General features: G+C 66.0%; 16 protein-coding genes. 9 read left to right on the forward strand and 7 right to left on the reverse strand.

Annotated elements, in window-relative coordinates; genetic code table 11:
* Positions 1 to 56 precede the first annotated feature (56 nt).
* Entirely contained in the window at positions 57 to 476 is a 420-nt protein-coding gene (locus ACZK08_RS18315; RefSeq protein ID WP_065181497.1) for a diacylglycerol kinase, read from the forward strand.
* Positions 477 to 525: 49 nt separating this feature from the next.
* Positions 526 to 2418 carry a phosphoethanolamine transferase gene (locus ACZK08_RS18320; RefSeq protein ID WP_155761003.1) on the forward strand — a complete coding sequence of 631 codons (1893 nt, stop codon included), beginning with the start codon at positions 526 to 528 and terminating at the stop codon, positions 2416 to 2418.
* Between the two features lie 213 nt (positions 2419 to 2631).
* On the opposite strand, the gene yidA is transcribed toward ACZK08_RS18320, so the two are convergent.
* Entirely contained in the window at positions 2632 to 3465 is an 834-nt protein-coding gene (gene yidA, locus ACZK08_RS18325) for a sugar-phosphatase (protein ID WP_065181495.1), read from the reverse strand.
* Between the two features lie 149 nt (positions 3466 to 3614).
* On the opposite strand from yidA, the gene ACZK08_RS18330 reads away from it, so the two are divergent.
* A complete protein-coding gene (locus ACZK08_RS18330) occupies positions 3615 to 4277 on the forward strand; it encodes an exopolysaccharide biosynthesis protein (protein WP_065181494.1) in 663 nt (220 codons plus the stop codon).
* 130 nt (positions 4278 to 4407) lie between these two features.
* On the opposite strand, the gene ACZK08_RS18335 is transcribed toward ACZK08_RS18330, so the two are convergent.
* Positions 4408 to 5718, reverse strand: coding sequence for a PQQ-dependent sugar dehydrogenase (locus ACZK08_RS18335; RefSeq protein WP_065181493.1), 1311 nt, complete (start codon positions 5716 to 5718; stop codon positions 4408 to 4410).
* Positions 5711 to 6151 (reverse strand): DUF2231 domain-containing protein, encoded by a 441-nt coding sequence (locus ACZK08_RS18340; RefSeq protein WP_065181492.1) that lies wholly within the window; start codon positions 6149 to 6151, stop codon positions 5711 to 5713. Before ACZK08_RS18340 ends, ACZK08_RS18335 begins: the two co-directional genes overlap by 8 nt.
* Before the next feature lie 286 nt (positions 6152 to 6437).
* Here ACZK08_RS18340 and ACZK08_RS18345 point away from each other — a divergent pair, with 286 nt between their 5' ends.
* The 6 genes from ACZK08_RS18345 to ACZK08_RS18370 all read left to right on the forward strand — a co-directional run bounded on the left by ACZK08_RS18345 (position 6438) and on the right by ACZK08_RS18370 (position 12385).
* Positions 6438 to 8213 (forward strand): S8 family serine peptidase, encoded by a 1776-nt coding sequence (locus tag ACZK08_RS18345; protein WP_065181491.1) that lies wholly within the window; start codon positions 6438 to 6440, stop codon positions 8211 to 8213.
* Positions 8213 to 8809, forward strand: coding sequence for a S8 family serine peptidase (locus ACZK08_RS18350; RefSeq protein WP_065181490.1), 597 nt, complete (start codon positions 8213 to 8215; stop codon positions 8807 to 8809). The genes ACZK08_RS18345 and ACZK08_RS18350 overlap by 1 nt, the downstream gene beginning before the upstream one ends.
* A gap of 181 nt (positions 8810 to 8990) precedes the next feature.
* Positions 8991 to 9815, forward strand: coding sequence for an AraC family transcriptional regulator (locus ACZK08_RS18355; protein ID WP_065174337.1), 825 nt, complete (start codon positions 8991 to 8993; stop codon positions 9813 to 9815).
* Positions 9816 to 9845: 30 nt separating this feature from the next.
* Positions 9846 to 10934, forward strand: coding sequence for an alpha/beta hydrolase family protein (locus ACZK08_RS18360; RefSeq protein WP_065181489.1), 1089 nt, complete (start codon positions 9846 to 9848; stop codon positions 10932 to 10934).
* A gap of 90 nt (positions 10935 to 11024) precedes the next feature.
* Entirely contained in the window at positions 11025 to 11708 is a 684-nt protein-coding gene (locus ACZK08_RS18365) for a VOC family protein (RefSeq protein ID WP_065181488.1), read from the forward strand.
* A 59-nt stretch (positions 11709 to 11767) separates the two neighbouring features.
* Complete coding sequence (locus tag ACZK08_RS18370; protein WP_065181487.1) at positions 11768 to 12385, forward strand: YiiX/YebB-like N1pC/P60 family cysteine hydrolase; 618 nt, start codon at positions 11768 to 11770, stop codon at positions 12383 to 12385.
* Between the two features lie 52 nt (positions 12386 to 12437).
* Here ACZK08_RS18370 and ACZK08_RS18375 read toward each other — a convergent pair whose 3' ends face one another.
* From ACZK08_RS18375 to galE, 4 genes are all read right to left on the reverse strand, one after another.
* Positions 12438 to 12602 carry a hypothetical protein gene (locus ACZK08_RS18375; protein WP_180875603.1) on the reverse strand — a complete coding sequence of 55 codons (165 nt, stop codon included), beginning with the start codon at positions 12600 to 12602 and terminating at the stop codon, positions 12438 to 12440.
* A gap of 241 nt (positions 12603 to 12843) precedes the next feature.
* The gene (locus ACZK08_RS18380) at positions 12844 to 14268 is read right to left on the reverse strand and encodes a short-chain fatty acid transporter (protein WP_180875604.1); all 1425 of its coding nucleotides are present in this window, start codon (positions 14266 to 14268) and stop codon (positions 12844 to 12846) included.
* Positions 14269 to 14374: 106 nt separating this feature from the next.
* Positions 14375 to 15256: a 4-hydroxybenzoate octaprenyltransferase gene (ubiA, locus tag ACZK08_RS18385; protein ID WP_428992314.1), complete on the reverse strand. Its 882-nt coding sequence runs from the start codon at positions 15254 to 15256 to the stop codon at positions 14375 to 14377.
* A gap of 46 nt (positions 15257 to 15302) precedes the next feature.
* The gene (galE, locus tag ACZK08_RS18390; RefSeq protein WP_065181485.1) at positions 15303 to 16292 is read right to left on the reverse strand and encodes a UDP-glucose 4-epimerase GalE; all 990 of its coding nucleotides are present in this window, start codon (positions 16290 to 16292) and stop codon (positions 15303 to 15305) included.
* Positions 16293 to 16308 lie beyond the last annotated feature (16 nt).

Raw genomic sequence — 16308 nt, forward strand, 5'->3', positions numbered from 1 at the left:
TTGCTGACATTGCCCGCCACATTCTGGCCACCTTTTCATGGAGAGGCAGGTCAACAATGCAGCAGCAGCACGCACCGCAGGGTGACGGCAAGTACCGACACGGCAGAACCGGATTCCGACGCATCCTGCACACACTGATTCACTCACGCGACGGTTTCATCGCCACATTCCGTGGGGAGGCAGCATTCCGCCAACTGCTTGTCCTGCACGGCCTGCTCATGACGATCGCCTGTGTGCTGGACATCAGCGCGGTGGAGCGTGCCGTGATGCTGGCCGTCAGCCTGCTGAGCCTCGTGGTTGAACTGCTCAACTCGGCCATCGAGGCGGTGGTCGATCGCATCTCGCTCGAGTACCACCCCCTGTCGAAGAACGCCAAGGACATGGGCAGCGCTGCGCAGAGCGTGGTGCTTGTGATGGTCGCGCTGGTATGGGTGGTGATCCTGCTGGGTCCGCATCCGCAGCTGACAACTTCCTGATGAACGCGTCCAGATACTGCGCGCCTCTCTGGCTCCGCAGGATCTGCACGTGCGCGATTGCTTCACGTGGCATCGGCCACATCCGGTAACGCTTGTCTGGCTCTCGGCCGCGTTCTTCGCAACGGCGGGCAACATGGCCCTCTGGAAGAGCCTGTGGTCCATCGTGGAGATCCATGGCTTTCGCAGCGCACTGTTCATCGGCTCGTTGCCATTGCTGCTGTTCTGCCTGTTCAACCTCCTGCTGACACCCGTCGGGATGCTGCCCTTGCTGCGCAAGCCGCTTCTGGCGCTGCTGCTGATCGTCAGCAGCGCCGCCAGCTACTTCATGCTGCATTACGGCGTACTGATCGACAGAAGCATGGTGCAGAACGTGCTGGAGACCAATCAGGCCGAGATGGCTTCCTACTTCTCGCTCCCGCTGGTGCTGTCCGTCCTCCTGCTGGGCGTGCTGCCCTCATGCATCCTGCTGCTCATGCGGACGGGCAATCACGGCCGTCCGCTGCGATCCTCCCTGGTGTGGCTGGCAAACGTTCTTGCCACGATGATGGTGCTCGTCACCATTGCGTTGGGCTTCTACAAGGACTATTCATCGCTGCTGCGGAACAACCGCTATCTGAGGGAACAGGTACTGCCACTGAACATCGTGCGGCACACCTATGGCCATCTCGGCAGCAGCCACCGCGCCCGTCTCCAGCCGCTGCGCACATTGGCCGACGACGCCGTGCGTGCACGGGGCCCCCGACCCCGGCTGGTGATCCTCGTCGTAGGGGAGACCGCCCGATCCCGGAATTTCCAGCTCAACGGCTACGACAGACCCACCAACCCGATGCTGTCGCGCAAGGACAACGTCATCAGCTTCCAGAGCGTATCGTCCTGTGGGACCGCCACCGCGATCTCCCTGCCGTGCATGTTCTCATCCATGCCGCGCACACGGTTCGATGCGGAGAGGGCCGCGTCGCAGGAGAACGTCCTCGACATCCTGAGGAAGACCGGTGTCGACGTGGTCTGGCGTGACAACAACAATGGCGGCTGCAAGGGCGTGTGTGCGCGGGTGCCGACGGATTACATGGGACAGTTGAAGGTCGACAGCCTGTGTACCAACGACGATGGCACGTGCCTTGACGAAATCCTCCTTCACGGGCTGTCATCGCGCATCGAAGCCATGCAGGGCGACGGCCTCGTCGTTCTGCACCCGCTGGGCAGCCATGGCCCCACCTACTTCCAGCGATACCCCGCAGACGCCCGTCTCTTCAGTCCAACCTGCGACAGCAACCAGATCCAGAAGTGCAGCAATGAAGCGCTGGTCAACACGTATGACAACACGCTTGTCTATACCGATCGCATGCTCGGCAGTGCGATCGACCTGCTGCAGTCCTACTCGGACGACCGCGATGTGGCCCTGATCTACGTTTCCGACCACGGTGAGTCACTCGGCGAGCACGGCCTGTACCTGCATGGAACGCCCTACCTCATCGCGCCACAGGAGCAGACCCAGGTGCCGATGATCATGTGGTTCTCCGCGCAGTTCGCCTCCCATGCAGAACTGGATCCTGCGTGCCTGCGCCGCGATGCGGCTACGCGGGTGTTCAGCCATGACAACCTGTTCCACTCACTGCTGGGCCTGTTCCAGGTCAGTACCACCGAGTATCACGCCGGGCTGGATGTCTTCGCCGGATGCCGCGGGCCATCAGCGGGGTCCGGTCCTCGCGCGATCGCCTGCCCCGCTGCGCGAGGCACCTCTGCCCCGGGCAGCGACGGCTGCCAGACGGCGACTGACGAGACCGTAGAGGTCCTGCAGTTCGGCCGAACGCTCGGCAGTGGTATTGCTGCCGAACATGACCCGCGCGAGCGCGACTTCCTGGGTGTCCGCAGGAAATCGCAGGCGGGTGCGGTAGACCGCCTGCAGAACCAGCCAGGCCCGCCGCAGGCCCCCGCCGGGTAGGGGGCGGACAAGACGCTCATAGACCTGCCAGAACTGATATTCGGCGTCGAGATCGACCCCGGGCACAGCGCAGGGCGCGGGTCGCGGGCATGCTCGGACGCCCGGACGGATCGGTGGTTGGGCGGAATCGGACTGGGCCATGCCAGGAAGCATGACGCGGCAACATTGTGTGAACCTTGCGTCGACGCAGGAGACGGCCTACCGCCGCGGACCCTACCGCAGCACGAAGCGCTCGATCGCGCGTGCCACGCCCTCGTCGGCATTGGTGGTGGTCTCGAAGCGCGCCACGGCCTTCACCGCATCGATCGCGTTGCCCATCGCCACGCTGGTGCCGGCGTACTGCAGCATGGTCAGGTCGTTCTCCTGGTCGCCGATGGCCATGACGTTGGCACGGTCGATCCCCAGGTGCTCCGCCAGTTTCTGCAGGCTGGGGCCCTTGCCTGCACGATGATCGAACACCTCCAGGAAGAACGGTGCGCTCTTCAGCACGGCGAAACGCTCGGTCAGCTCACTCGGCAGCCGCGCGATGGCCGCATCCAGTACCTCCGGCTCATCAATCATCATCAGCTTGATGAAGGACATGGTGGGATCCATGTCGGCCACTCGGCGGTACGAAAGCGGCATGCGCGAGAGGTGCGAGTCGGCCACCGTGTAGTAGCTGATGTCCTGGTTGGGCGTGTACATGCGCTGGCTGTCCAGCGCCTGGAAATGCACGCCCAGTTCGCGGGCCACCTGCTCGCAGAACAGGAAATCGTCGAAGCTGAGCGGGTACTCGACCACCGTTTCACGCGTGCCGATGCGCTGCACCAGGCCGCCGTTGCAGGCGATGCAGTAGTCGTCGTTGCCATCGATGCCCAGCTCGTGCAGGAACGGCGCCAGGCCGGGGACCGGGCGGCCACTGGTCAGCACGACATGCACGCCCAGCGCGCGCGCCTGGGCGATAGCCTGCCTGGCGCGTGCGGTGAGCGCGTGGGTGGGATCCAGCAGGGTGCCATCCATGTCGATGGCGACCAGTTCGACGGTCGATTGCCTGCGGCCCATGTCCATTGCGTTCAACTCATGCGGGGCACGCCAGTTTACCCCCTCATGCCCGGTTCACCTCTTTGCCCACGTTGGCCGGGATACTGCCACGGCCTGTGCGTCCCACACCGCAGGACGGCCCGTTGACCGCCCTTCCCTGGAGAAGCTTGCGACGCATGACCTACCTTGCCCCCGAAACCAACGACAGCGCCCCCTTGGCCCAGCAGATCGAGCAGATGATCGACGAGCTGCCCGGTGACCAGGTCAGCGTCGGCACCTTGCTCGGCGCGCTGGGCGATGAAGGCCTGCTGCTGATCGTGATCCTGCTCTCGGCCATCTTCATCATTCCGGTGTCGATTCCCGGGCTGAGTACCGTATTCGGTGCCTCGATCCTGCTGATCGGCCTGAGCCGGGTGCGCAACCGCCCGCTGTGGGTGCCCCAGAAGCTGGCCCGTCGCGAGATCGCCACCGACAAGCTGAAGGCCAACCTTGGCCGCGCACTGAAGTGGGTGCACCGCATGGAGCGCCTGTCGCGACCGATGCGGCTGGCGGTGATGGTGCGCTCGAAGAAGATGATGCGCCTGAACAACCTGGCCCTGATCGCGGCCACGCTGCTGCTGATGGCACCGGCCGGGCCGATTCCCTTCAGCAACACGCTGCCGGCACTTGCCCTGATGTCCTTCGCCATCGGCTTCATCCAGCGTGATGGCGCGGCGGTGGCAGCCGGCTATGCCTTCCTGGTCGCCACGGTTGCGTACTTCGGCGTGCTGCTGGGCGGCGTCGGGTTTGCGGCCGAATCGGTGTTCAGCGGGTTCCGCAGCGGTACCACGGAACTGTAGAGCCGAGCCCACGTTCGGCTGCTCTTCGACCTGTACGCGGAAACCCTGCGCTGCGCGCGTAGGCCGAGCATGGGCTCGGCCCTACAGAAGCCAGATCCAGAGCAGTCGAGCATGGCTGGACTCTGCAGAGCTACCTGGCCGACACACGCCACACCACATCGCCGACGTCGTCGGCCACCAGCAGGGCGCCCTCGCTGTCGATGGCCATGCCCACCGGTGCGCCCCTCAATGTCTTCTCGTCCTCCGAGGCAAAGCCACTGACCACGGTCTGCGGACGTCCCGTCGGCCTGCCATCCTTGAACGGCACATACACCACTTCATAGCCGCTCAGCGGAGAGCGGTCCCAGCTGCCATGCTCGCCGATGAAGGCGCCGCCGTGGTACTTCGCCGGCAGTGCCTGGGCGGTATAGAACAGCAGCCCCAACGGTGCCACGTGCGAACCGATGGCGTAGTCCGGGCGGATCGCTTTGGCCACCAGATCCGGCCGCTGCGGCTGCACACGCTCGTCCACATGCTGGCCGTAGTAGCTGTACGGCCAGCCGTAGAAACCATGTTCCTGTACCGAGGTGAGATAGTCCGGCACCAGGTCGGCACCGATCTCGTCACGCTCGTTCACCACTGCCCACAGCCTGCCGGTGCTGGGTTCCCAGTCCAGGCCGGTGGGGTTGCGCAGGCCGGAGGCATAGATGCGGCTGCCGCTGGTCGCCACGTCCACCTCCAGCACCACCGCGCGCCGGTACTCGATGGCCGGGCCGTTCTCGGTGATGTTGCTGTTGGAGCCCACGCCCACGTACAGCTTGCTGCCATCGCGGCTGGCCAGCAGATCCTTGGTCCAGTGGTGGTTGACGGTGCTGGGGAGGTCGGTGAATTCGCTGCCCTTGTCGGACATGCGCGTTTCGCCGGGCACGTAGTGGTACTTCATGATGTTGTCGGTGTTGGCGACGTACAGCGTGTCGCCGATCAGGGCGATGCCGAATGGCGAATGCAGGCCCTCGATGTAGACGTGCTGGGTCCATGTGGCAGTACCGGGCGCGCGCCGCAGCAGCGTGACCCGGTTGCCTCCCTTGCCGGCCTTGCCCGAGCGCGCCTTCACCTTGCCGGCAATCCATTGCTTGGGGGTGGTGACCGGCTCGGTGCCCGGACCGTTGCCTTCCACCACCAGCACATCGCCATTGGGCAGGGTCAGCAGGCGGCGCGGGTGCTGCAGGTTGGCAGCGATGCGCTCGATCTTCAGTCCGTCGGCCACCGACGGCGCCTGCCCATCGGCCCAGCCCACCCCGCGCGGTACCTGCATGGGCGGCATCAGGTAGTTCTCCGGCGCCGGCAGCGGCGGATGCGCACCGGATTGTTCGCTGGGGTGATATTCGGCTTTGCCGGCACACGCCGACAGGATCGCGGCCAGAACCAGCCCGCCTGCGACGGGCACGATGCGATCAACCATGACGGCCTCCTTGCAGCACCGGCGGCTGCAGTGACAACAGGACATGGCCAAGACCGATCAGTGCAACGGTCAGCGCCGACAGGATCGTGCCGGGAACGGCCACCGCATACGCATCACGGCTGTGCACGAAGGCGTTCCAGATGGCCAGGGCGACCGCCACCAGATTGAGCAGGAAATCGAGGCGGTCGATGCGCGTGGCAGTGTTGCCCCGTCGCCAGACGGCGAACAGGTTGATCAGTCGCGGCACGATGGCGATGAGCAGGCCGAGCGTGATCAGCCACGCCGCGGATTTGCCCCACATCACCTCGGCAGAGTTGAGGTAGATGGCATCGAAGATGAGGGCGCCGACGAAGAAGCCGAACGGGATCGGGTTCAACAGGCTGAACAGCGTCGTGCCAAGGCCACGATGGGCCTGGGCCAGCGGATTGACCATCGTCCTGCTCCATTGCGGGGAAGTGCACGGGCCTTGGTAACACAGTCGGTGGTGAAGGCGCGCGATGAGCCTTCGGTTCTGCGGCGAGGCCAGGCTCGGCCTTACAACAGGAATACGCAGTCGTCATTACCGCGGGGCATGAGTGTTTGTGACGCAATCGGCACATCTGCAGATTGCTGCCGTGAAGAGGTAGGGGGTTCTCAGTTGTGTCGCGTTTGGCTCGTTGCGATGGGGCAATTCCGTCCCGCCGTCCTGCCAGGCCGATTCACAACAGAAGGATTCGTGTATGAAGCGACACACGCACCACTCCGCGCCACCGCGCTCCGCGCGGCTGGCCCTGGCCACTGCCCTGGTACTGGGCAGTTTGGCCGTGACCGCCCAGGCCCAGCAGGCCGATCCGCTGGCCGGCATCCAATGGCATCTGCTCAACACCGGGCAAGCGGTACAGGGCGACACGCGCCCGGTTGCCGGCAATGATCTGAACGTGGATGGGCTGTTCCGCAATGGCATCCGCGGCGAAGGAGTGATCATCGGCATCGTCGACGACGGCCTGCAGATCGCCCACCCGGACTTGGCCGCCAATGTGGCAGCCGTGGCGGGCAAGAACTTTGCCAACAACTCCAACAACCCCTCCCCCTCCGCTCCGGATGTGGACAATCACGGCACCATGGTCGGCGGCATTGCCGGCGCGGTGGGCGCCAACGGCGTGGGCGTGCGCGGCGTCGCCCCGGCGGCCACGCTGAAGGGCTTCAACGTACTGGCCTCCGATGCAAGCGGCAGCCAGACGGCCAACATCGAGTACTCGTGGTGGGACGGCGCCGAGGCCGCCGACGTGCAGGTGTTCAACAACAGCTGGGGCGCAGGCCCGGGCAATCCGAACCTGCCGTTCGCGTTCAGCGAGAACGATATCCGCGCGTACGAGCAGGCGCTGTCCGGCACGCGCGGCGGCAGCGGCGGCATCTACGTGAAGTCCGCCGGCAACAACTTCAACAACGCATCGATCAGCCAGACGCAGGATGTCTGCACCACCGACACCAAGAACCGCGGCACCGGCTGCGTGCCTGCCGGCCGCGACCCCCGCAACAATCTGTTCAATGTGATCACCGTGGGTGCGGTGCGCGCCGACGGCGTGCGTTCGTCCTATTCGTCCACCGGTGCCGCGCTGTGGGTGTCCGCATTCGGTGGCGAGTACGGCTGGCAGCGGCAGGTCGTCCCGGGCCAGCCTGCCGTCCGCTACGATCCGGCCATCGTCACCACCGATGTCACCGGCTGCGCGCAGGGCAGCAACAAGAACACGAGCCTGCGCAACACACTGGACGGCAATCAGTCCGCTGTCGACAGCACCTGCAATTACACCGCCAAGATGAATGGCACCTCGGCCTCGGCGCCGATGGTATCGGGCGTGGCGGCGCTGGTGCTGGAAACCAATCCCAACCTGACGTACCGCGACGTGAAGTACATCCTGGCCACCACGGCCACCCGCAACCACCCGAACCAGCCTGCCGTGACACTCGCCGATGGACGCACGCTGGTGCCGGGCTGGACCGTCAACGCTGCAAACCGGGCCTACAGCAACTGGTACGGCTTCGGCGTGGTCAACGCGGCGCGCGCGGTGGAGGTCGCAGAGAACTTCCAGTCTCTGGGGCCGCTGGTGGACAGCGGATGGCGCAACACCACGCGCCGGGTCGCCATCGGCAACACCTCCGCTGCGGCAGCGCGGCTGACGGTGCAGCTGGCCAATGTCGCACGCAACGTCGAATCGGTGCAGCTGGGCTTCCGGGTGAATCACAGCAACACCCGCCAGCTGCAGTTCGTGCTGGTTTCGCCCAGCGGGACGCGCAGCGTGGTGCAACCGGCGTTCACCTCGATCGGCTCCGGCCTGTCGGGTTCCGTGGCGATCCAGCGCAACTTCACCAGTTGGGACCTGCTGTCCAGCAACGCCTTCCTGGATGAGACCGGCAACGGCACCTGGACCCTGGAAGTGACCGACATGGGGCAGTCCGCGAACGCAGCGTCGCGCGGCAGCCTCGAATTCTTCAAGATCCGCGTTCTGGGGCACTGATGATGAAGACGACCATTCTGTTGACCACCCTCGCCGTCGCGGCGATCTCCTCTACCGCCTGGGCGCAGAGCTCGACCCAGGCCCCCACAGCCCGGAGCCTGTCTGCCGTGGACGCACAGGAACTGAAGGCCAGGGCCACGGGCCGCGCGTTCAACGTGGGCGCGACCCGCTTCCAGCTGGCGCCGTCGGCTACCGTGCAGCAGGCCAAGGGCGGTGAGTTCCGCATCACGCCCTCGACCGACGCACCGGCGCCCGCCACTGGCACCCGCAGCAAGCGCTCCACCGAGGCCAGCAGCACCGGTGCCGCTGCACGTCTGGATGCTGGTGCCGGCAAGTTCGCCGCCGCCGTTTCCAGCGACGGCGCGCCGGTGGTGGCCACCTCCCGGGTAAAGGTCTTCTTCACCGATGCGGCCTCCGCACAGCGCGCGGCAACGGCCACCGGCGGCACCGTGGTGAAGGTGTCCAAGGCCTCCGGCCGTGCGATCGTCGAGTACCCATCGGTGAACGCCGCACTGGACGCGACCACACGACTGCTGTCGACCGCCGGCATCCGCGCCGCCGAGCCCGACGTCGTGCAGTGGGAAGAAACCAAGTAAGGCGGTAAAGCGTTGTGTGGTATCCCCGGCGGGCCGGCTCTCCCGGCCGGCCGGGGACTTTGCCGGAGTCGACCGGCGGCCCGGTTCTCTCCCCCATGTCAGGCATCCACTGCGCAAGAACTGCTAAGCGCAGCGGCAGCCGATCCGCTACTGTGCCGGACAGTGCAGCGGGGATGGCGGGATGAGCGCGGCAGGCAAGGCGTTGTGGTACATCGAAACCCATGCGGGCCGTCCGCTGGCGTTGGCCGATATCGCGGCTGCGGCTGGCCTGTCGCCCTTCCATCTGTCGCGTCTGTTCCACGCGCGCACCGGCACGTCGGTGATGCGCTACCTGCGCGGCCGCCGCTTGAGCATGGCAGCGCAGCGGCTGGCCGACGGCGCCGACGAAATCCTGCCGGTGGCGATGGACGCCGGTTATTCCACGCATGCCGCGTTCACCCGTGCCTTCTGCGAGCAGTTCGGGCAGACCCCCGAACGGGTGCGCGAGTCCGGCACTGCGGATCTGGTCCTGGTGCAGGCGGCGCGCGTGGACGACATTCCCACCGCCTGCAGCGTGGCACCGCGCCTGCTCGACACGCCTTCGTTCCAAGTGGCCGGAATCGGCATGCGCCACACCCGCCACAGCAGTGGCGCCATCCCTGGCCAATGGGCGCAGCTCAACCGGGAGTGGCCCAAACCCGCACCGGTCAGTTTTGGTGTATGCCACGACAGCGATGACGACGGCGGATTCACCTACCTGGCCGCATTGCCCAGCGCCGCGCTGACCTCGATTCCAGCACATTGGCAGCGCCTGCAGATTCCCGCGCGCCGCTATCTGGTGGCCTGGCATGACGGCCACATCTCGTCCATCCGCGCCACCTGGTTCTGGTTGCTGGATCACTATCTGCCCACCTCCGGATTGAGTCTTGCCGCGGCGCCGGACCTGGAACGCTACGACGCCCGCTTCGACGAGCACAGCGGCAATGGCGGTGTGGAGATCTGGCTGCCCGTGGACCCCCACCCCTGATGAATGCAACACACTGAAAGGAGTCGTGCGATGCGCTTGATGCACCTGCTGCTGGGCCTGGTCCTGATTGCCCCCGCGTCGCTCGCCGGCGTCCCCGGCAGTGGCCTGGCCGGCGAACACCAGGCGGTGACCACCGTGGCCAGCGCTGCGGTACGCGACGCGCAGCAGCGCGATACGCTTCGCTACACCGTCTGGTATCCGGCTATGGCGGGCAGCAGCGAAGTGCCACTGCGTATCGGTCCGCCCGATGCACCGCTGTTCGTGGTGGGCCAGGCGGCGCCGGAGGCCGCCATTGCCGGTGGCCGCCTGCCGACCTTGCTGCTCTCGCATGGCAACGGCGGCAGCGCCCGCATGATGGGCTGGCTGGGCACCGCGTTGGCGCGCGCCGGCTATCTGGTGATCGCCGTCGACCATCCCGGCAACAACGGCGTGGATGAATTGACCCTGCAGGGCAGCATGCTGAGCTGGCTGCGTGCGGATGATCTGCGCGCCGCATTGGCCGCCGTGCTGGCCGATCCCAGGCTGGGGCCGCACGTGGATGCGGAGCGGATCGGTGTAATGGGCTTCTCGGCCGGAGGCTACACGGCCCTGCTGGCGGCGGGGGCGCGACCGGACCTGCGGCGGTTGCGTGATTTCTGCGAAGCCCATCCGGATGACGGTGTGTGCCAGCCACAGAGCGAGGCGCCGTCGCACACCCTGGAGGCTCGCAAGGCCGCGGCGGCGGCGGCGGATCTGGCGCCGTGGATGGCCAACGCCGATGATGCCCGCCCGGTCCCGGGTGTGCGCGCCGTGTTCCTGATGGCACCGGCGATCATGCAGGCGTTCCCGCCCCAGCAGTTGCAGGCGCTGCGGCAACCGGTGTCGATCATCCAGGGCGCGGCGGATACGGTCGCTCCTGCGGCCACCAACGCGGAGGTCGCCAAGGCGTCCATCACGGAGGCGAGACTGGATGTCCTGCCCGGTGTCGGCCACTACGACTTCCTGTCCGAATGCACGCCGCTGGGCCAGCAGCGACTGCCCGCCCTGTGCAGCAGCCAGACGCCAAGAGCGCAGACGCATGCACGCACCGTGGCGGAGGCGCAGCGGTTTTTCGAGGCCGCCCTGAAGCCGCGACCATAGCGCTTCGCGACGCCCGGTTGCACGGATGACGACGGCGCGCGAAGGCCCGTGCCACTACACTGTCAGCGCACGCTTCGAGGCGGAGAGACCATGCGTCTGTTGCATCTCACCCTACCGGTATCCGACGTCACCGGGGTGGCGGCCTATTTCCGCGATGTGTTGCAGCTGCCGGTCAGCGGCAACCGCATCCACATCGGCTGGAGCACGATCGAGCTGCGGCTGGCCGAGGACGTCGCGGTCGGCGGCGTGCACCTGGCCTTCAACGTGCCGGACAACCGTTTCGCGGCCGCCATGACCTGGCTGCGCGAGCGTACGCCGCTGCAGCGCAACCCGGCAGGACTGGACTACTTCGCGCTGGAAAGCAGCTGGCAATCGCAGTCGGTGTACTTCACCGGCCCGGATGGACTGATCCTGGAGCTGATCGGCCGGCGCCGGCTTCCGTGCAGTCCGCAGGAGGGCGCCTTCCATGGCAGTGAGATGACCTGCCTGAGCGAAGTCGGCCTGCCCAGCCACGATGTCGATTCGGTGCGCCTGCAGGCCGCCGGGCGCTTCGGCCTGGAACCGATCAGCGCGCCCTCGGCCCAGTTCGCACCGATGGGCGATGACGAAGGCCTGCTGATCGTCGTTGCCGCCGACCGGCGCTGGTTCCCCGAACAGAAGGACCTGCCCAACGCACGGGGATTGCAGGTGCTGATGGGAGATGTACCCGCGGGTGAGCTGCGGGATGCGGAATTGGGCTGGGAGGTACGCGCCGTACCGCATCGGCGGGGCTGAACGGGCCGTGTGCCGTGCAGGAACCTACAATGGCGCTCCCTCCCGTTGCCGGACCCTCCATGCGCCGCATCCTGCTGTTGTTCGCCCTGTTGTTGCCCGCTGCCGCGGCGACGGCCGTGGATCTCCAGGAGGGCGACCTGCTGTTCGTCACCGCAGGGCAAAGTGGCCTGAGCGCTGCCATCGATGATGCGACCGGTACGCAGGCTCATCCCGGTTTCGATCATGTTGGCCTGGTGGCCGCCACGACGCAGGGCTGGGAAGTGCTGCATGCGGACGAGAAGGGCTCGCGCCGGCAGACGTTGGCTACGTTCCAGCAGGAGGCGCGCGCCCGGCTGCGGCAGATCGTGGTCTACCGCCTGCGCGCACCGCACAACGCTGCCATCGGCGACGCCGTCGCCACCGCGCGTACCCTGCTTGGAAGGCCCTACAACGCCTCCTACGTGCCGAACGATGACAGCTACTACTGCTCGGACTTCATCGAGCGTGCCTTCCGTGCCCACCATGTATTCGCGCTGCAGCCGATGAACTTCCGCAATCCGCAGACCGGGAAGATCGCCCGGCATTGGATCGACCTCTACCGCAGCATGGGCATGGACGTACCGCAGGGCGTACCGGGTACCAATCCCAACGACATGTCGGCGGCGCCCGTGCTGGAGCGGATCGGCACACTGGAATGAGAAGCCCCGCACAAGGCGGGGCTTCAGGCGATGCTGGACAGGGACGCGAGGGTCACTCTTCCTCGTCCTGCCCGCCCTGCTGCTGGTTGCGCTGGCCGCGCTGCTGCTGTTCCTGCTGCTGTTGCTGCTGCTGATCGCGACCGCGCCCCTGCTGATCCTGCTGATCCTGCTGCTTCTGGTTCTGCTGGTTCTGCTGGTTCTGATTGTGCTGGCCCATTGCGGTGTCTCCAGTGCCACTCGCGGAATGCGGTGGTTGCGGCCATCGTCTGCAGCGGTGGGTTAACCATGCGTTGTGACGCAGCTACAGAAATGTGCATGCGCGTGAATGAACCGGCGTGGCCCCTTGTGCCGCAAGCGGCTGAAGGATTCATGCGGGTTCGGCATGTGCTCATGCCCGCAGAGGCTGTGACCCATTCAGCGGCGCCCGCCCGGCCCGGCCGCGCAGCGGGCGCAGCACCTCATGGCATCACAGGCGGCACGTAATCCAGCGTCATGCCCAGCAACCACAGCAGGCCCAGCACCAGCGGGATGTGCACCAGCAGCTGGATGAAGGTGAAGCCGACGATGTCGCGGGCCTTCAGGCCCAGCACGCCCAGCAGCGGCAGCATCCAGAACGGATTGATCAGGTTCGGCAGTGCTTCGGCGGCGTTGTACACCTGCACAGCCCAGCCCAGGTGCGCCTTCAGTTCGTTGGCCGCCTGCATCACGTACGGTGCTTCGATGATCCACTTGCCGCCGCCGGAGGGAACGAAGAAGCCCAGGACCGCCGAGTACACGCCCATCACCAGAGCGAACGTATCGGTGCTGGCGATGTGCACGAACAGGCTGGACAGCCGGTGCGCCAGCGTCTGCCCATCGGCGCCGGCCGCGTGGGTGAGGATCATCGCGATGCCGCCATACAGCGGGAACTGGATCAGCACACCGGTCGTGCTGGGCACCGCCTTGGCCACCGCGTTGAGGAAGCTGCGCGGGCGCCAGTGCAGCAGCAGGCCGAGCGAGATGAACAGGAAGTTGTAGGTATTGAGGTTGGCGATCGCGGTCACCACCGGCTTGTTGGCGAACTCGTTGAACAGCCAGCCGAAGGCCAGCAACGAGAGCAGCACGGTCAGCAGCGGGCTGTATTCGAGCCATTCGCCGGGGCGGGTGCGGCGCTGCAGCGGCTCAGGCTCGGCCTGCGCCGCACCGGGAAACGATTCAGCGGTGCGCGCACTGCCAGTCGCCGGCGCAGTCAACCAGGCAATCAGCAGTGACACCAGGATCAACGCCGCGGTCAGCACGATCGACTGCCACAGGAAGATGGTTTCAGTGAAGGGCAGTACGCCGGTGATCTCCACCAGCCCCGGCGGCATGCTGGCCGGGTTCGCCTGCAGCTGCGCAGCCGAAGAACTCAGGCCCATCGCCCAGACCGCGCCCAGGCCGAGGTAGGCGGAGGCACCCGCTGCGCGGTAGTCCATGCGCAGATCGGTCCGGCGCGCCAATGCACGCACCAGCAGACCGCCGAACACCAGCGAGAAGCCCCAGCTGAGCAGCGAAGCCAGCATGCTGACCAGGCCTACATAGACCACCGCACCGCGCCCCGTGCGCGGCACCCGCGCCAGCAGTTCGATGAAGCGCGCCACCACAGGCGCGGTGGCCACGGCATAACCGCCGATCACCACGAAGGCCATCTGCATGGTGAACGGAATCAGGCTCCAGAAGCCATCGCCAAAGGCACTGGCCGTGGTCTGCGGCGTGGAACCGAAGCCGATGGCTGCCAGGGCGACGATGACCACGCCCAGCACCGCGAACACGTAGGCATCAGGGAACCACTTTTCCGCCCAGGAGGCCGAGCGCAGCGCTGCGCGCGCCATCCAGCCATCCTGTACTGCTGCCGTCGAGGCCATCACCTACCCTCCCAGGTTCGATGGCTCGATTCTCGGCCTCGCGGCGGGGACTGTCAGTCGCCTATTGGTCGTAGGACGGCATCGCGCCCCTGCCCGGCTGCGCCTGTCAGCGCAGCGCCAGATCCAGCGCGATACCGGCGAACAGCGCCGCGCCGACCCAGTTGTTGTGCAGGAACGCCTTGAAGCATGGCCCCCGCTCGCGGTTGCGGCAGATCCAGAATTCGTACACCACCAGCGCCGCAGCCACCGCCAGGCCGGACAGGTACCAGCTCCCCAGGCCGGCGCGCACACCGACCAGCGCCATGGTCGCCAGGAACAGGGCGTAGAGCACCCCTTGGATCACCAGATCCAGGTCCCCGAACAGGATCGCCGTGGAGCGCGAGCCCATCTTCAGGTCGTCCTCGCGGTCGACCATGGCGTACCAGGTGTCATACGCGGTCGACCAGAGGATGTTGCCGGCGTACAGCAGCCAGCCCAGCAGCGGCACTTCGCCCTGCACCGCGGCGAATGCCATGGGAATACCCCAGCCGAACGACATGCCCAGATAGACCTGCGGCAGGTGCGTATAGCGCTTCAGGTAGGGATAGCTGGCGGCCAGGAACACGCCGATGAAGCTCATGCCGATGGTCAGCCCGTTCAGGGTCAGCACCAGTCCGAATGCCACCAGCATCAGTACCGCGAACAGCACCAGCGCGGCACGGCCACTGATCGCCCCCGTCGCCAGCGGACGGGCCTTGGTGCGCTCCACATGCGGGTCGAGCCAGCGATCGGCGTAGTCATTGATGACACACCCCGCCGAGCGGGTCAGCCAGACACCTGCGGTGAACACGAACAGGGTCCACAGCGGCGGCATGCCGCCTGCCGCCAGCCACAGCGCCCACCAGGTGGGCCACAGCAGCAGCAACGTGCCGATCGGACGATCCGCGCGCATCAGACTCCAGTAATGCCGCCAGCGCGGAATGTCGGCAAAGGGGGCACGGTCTTGCATCATTCGCCGATGATACGCCGATGCGCACGGCATGACAGCGCTGAACTCAGACCCTGCCCCATACTGCAGGCTCACGATGCCAGCGCCATGCACTCTCGATGATTGGCGCCAGTTCGGTCCATGTCGGTTGCCATCCCAGCAACCGGCGCGCCCGCTCGCCGGACGCCACCAATCGCGCAGGATCACCTGGACGTCGATCAGCGATGTCGTAGGGGACCTGCATGCCGGATACGGTCGCAGCTGTCTGGATCACATCCAGCACAGAGAAACCCTGCCCGTTACCAAGGTTGAACGCATGTGCACCGGGCTCCGTGTCCATGTAGTCCAGTGCCAGCGCATGAGCTCGGGCAAGATCCTGCACGTGGACGTAATCCCGCACACAAGTGCCGTCGGGGGTGTCGTAATCGCGTCCGAATACCTGGAGACGTCCTGCTTGGCCAAGCATCGAACGCAGCACATTGGGTATCAGATGAGTCTCGCAGCGGTGCGCCTCCCCGATCCCATGTTCCGGCAGCGCCCCGGCAGCGTTGAAGTAACGCAGGCTCACGGAACGCAAGCCGTATGCGGCAGCAGCGTCTGCAAGTACGCGCTCGGCCATTTGCTTGCTGGCGCCGTAGGGGTTGATGGGCTGTTTGCGATGGTCTTCATCGATCAGCGCTGAGCACGGCTCACCAAAGATCGCTGCCGTAGACGAGAACACGATGCGCTCAGTGCCATGTTTGCGCATTGCCTGCAGCAGGTTGATTGTTCCGCCGACATTGTTGGCATAGTACGCGTAGGGATCACGTACGGATTCACCAACCAACGACTGTGCGGCGAAGTGCATCACTGCATCGAAGCGACGGCCGGCAAACAGCCGCTGCAACGATGCGGCATCCAGCAAGTCGCCCTCAACCAACTCCCCCCAGGCGACGGCTTCGCGATGCCCGGTGGACAGATTGTCGAACACCGTGACGCGGTGCCCTTGCTCGGCCAAGTGCTGGGCCATGTGGCTACCGATGTAGCCGGCACCGCCACAGATGAGAATGTCACGCATCGGGGCCTTCCTTGAT

The organism is Stenotrophomonas sp. 112478_Sma, from assembly GCF_056479905.1.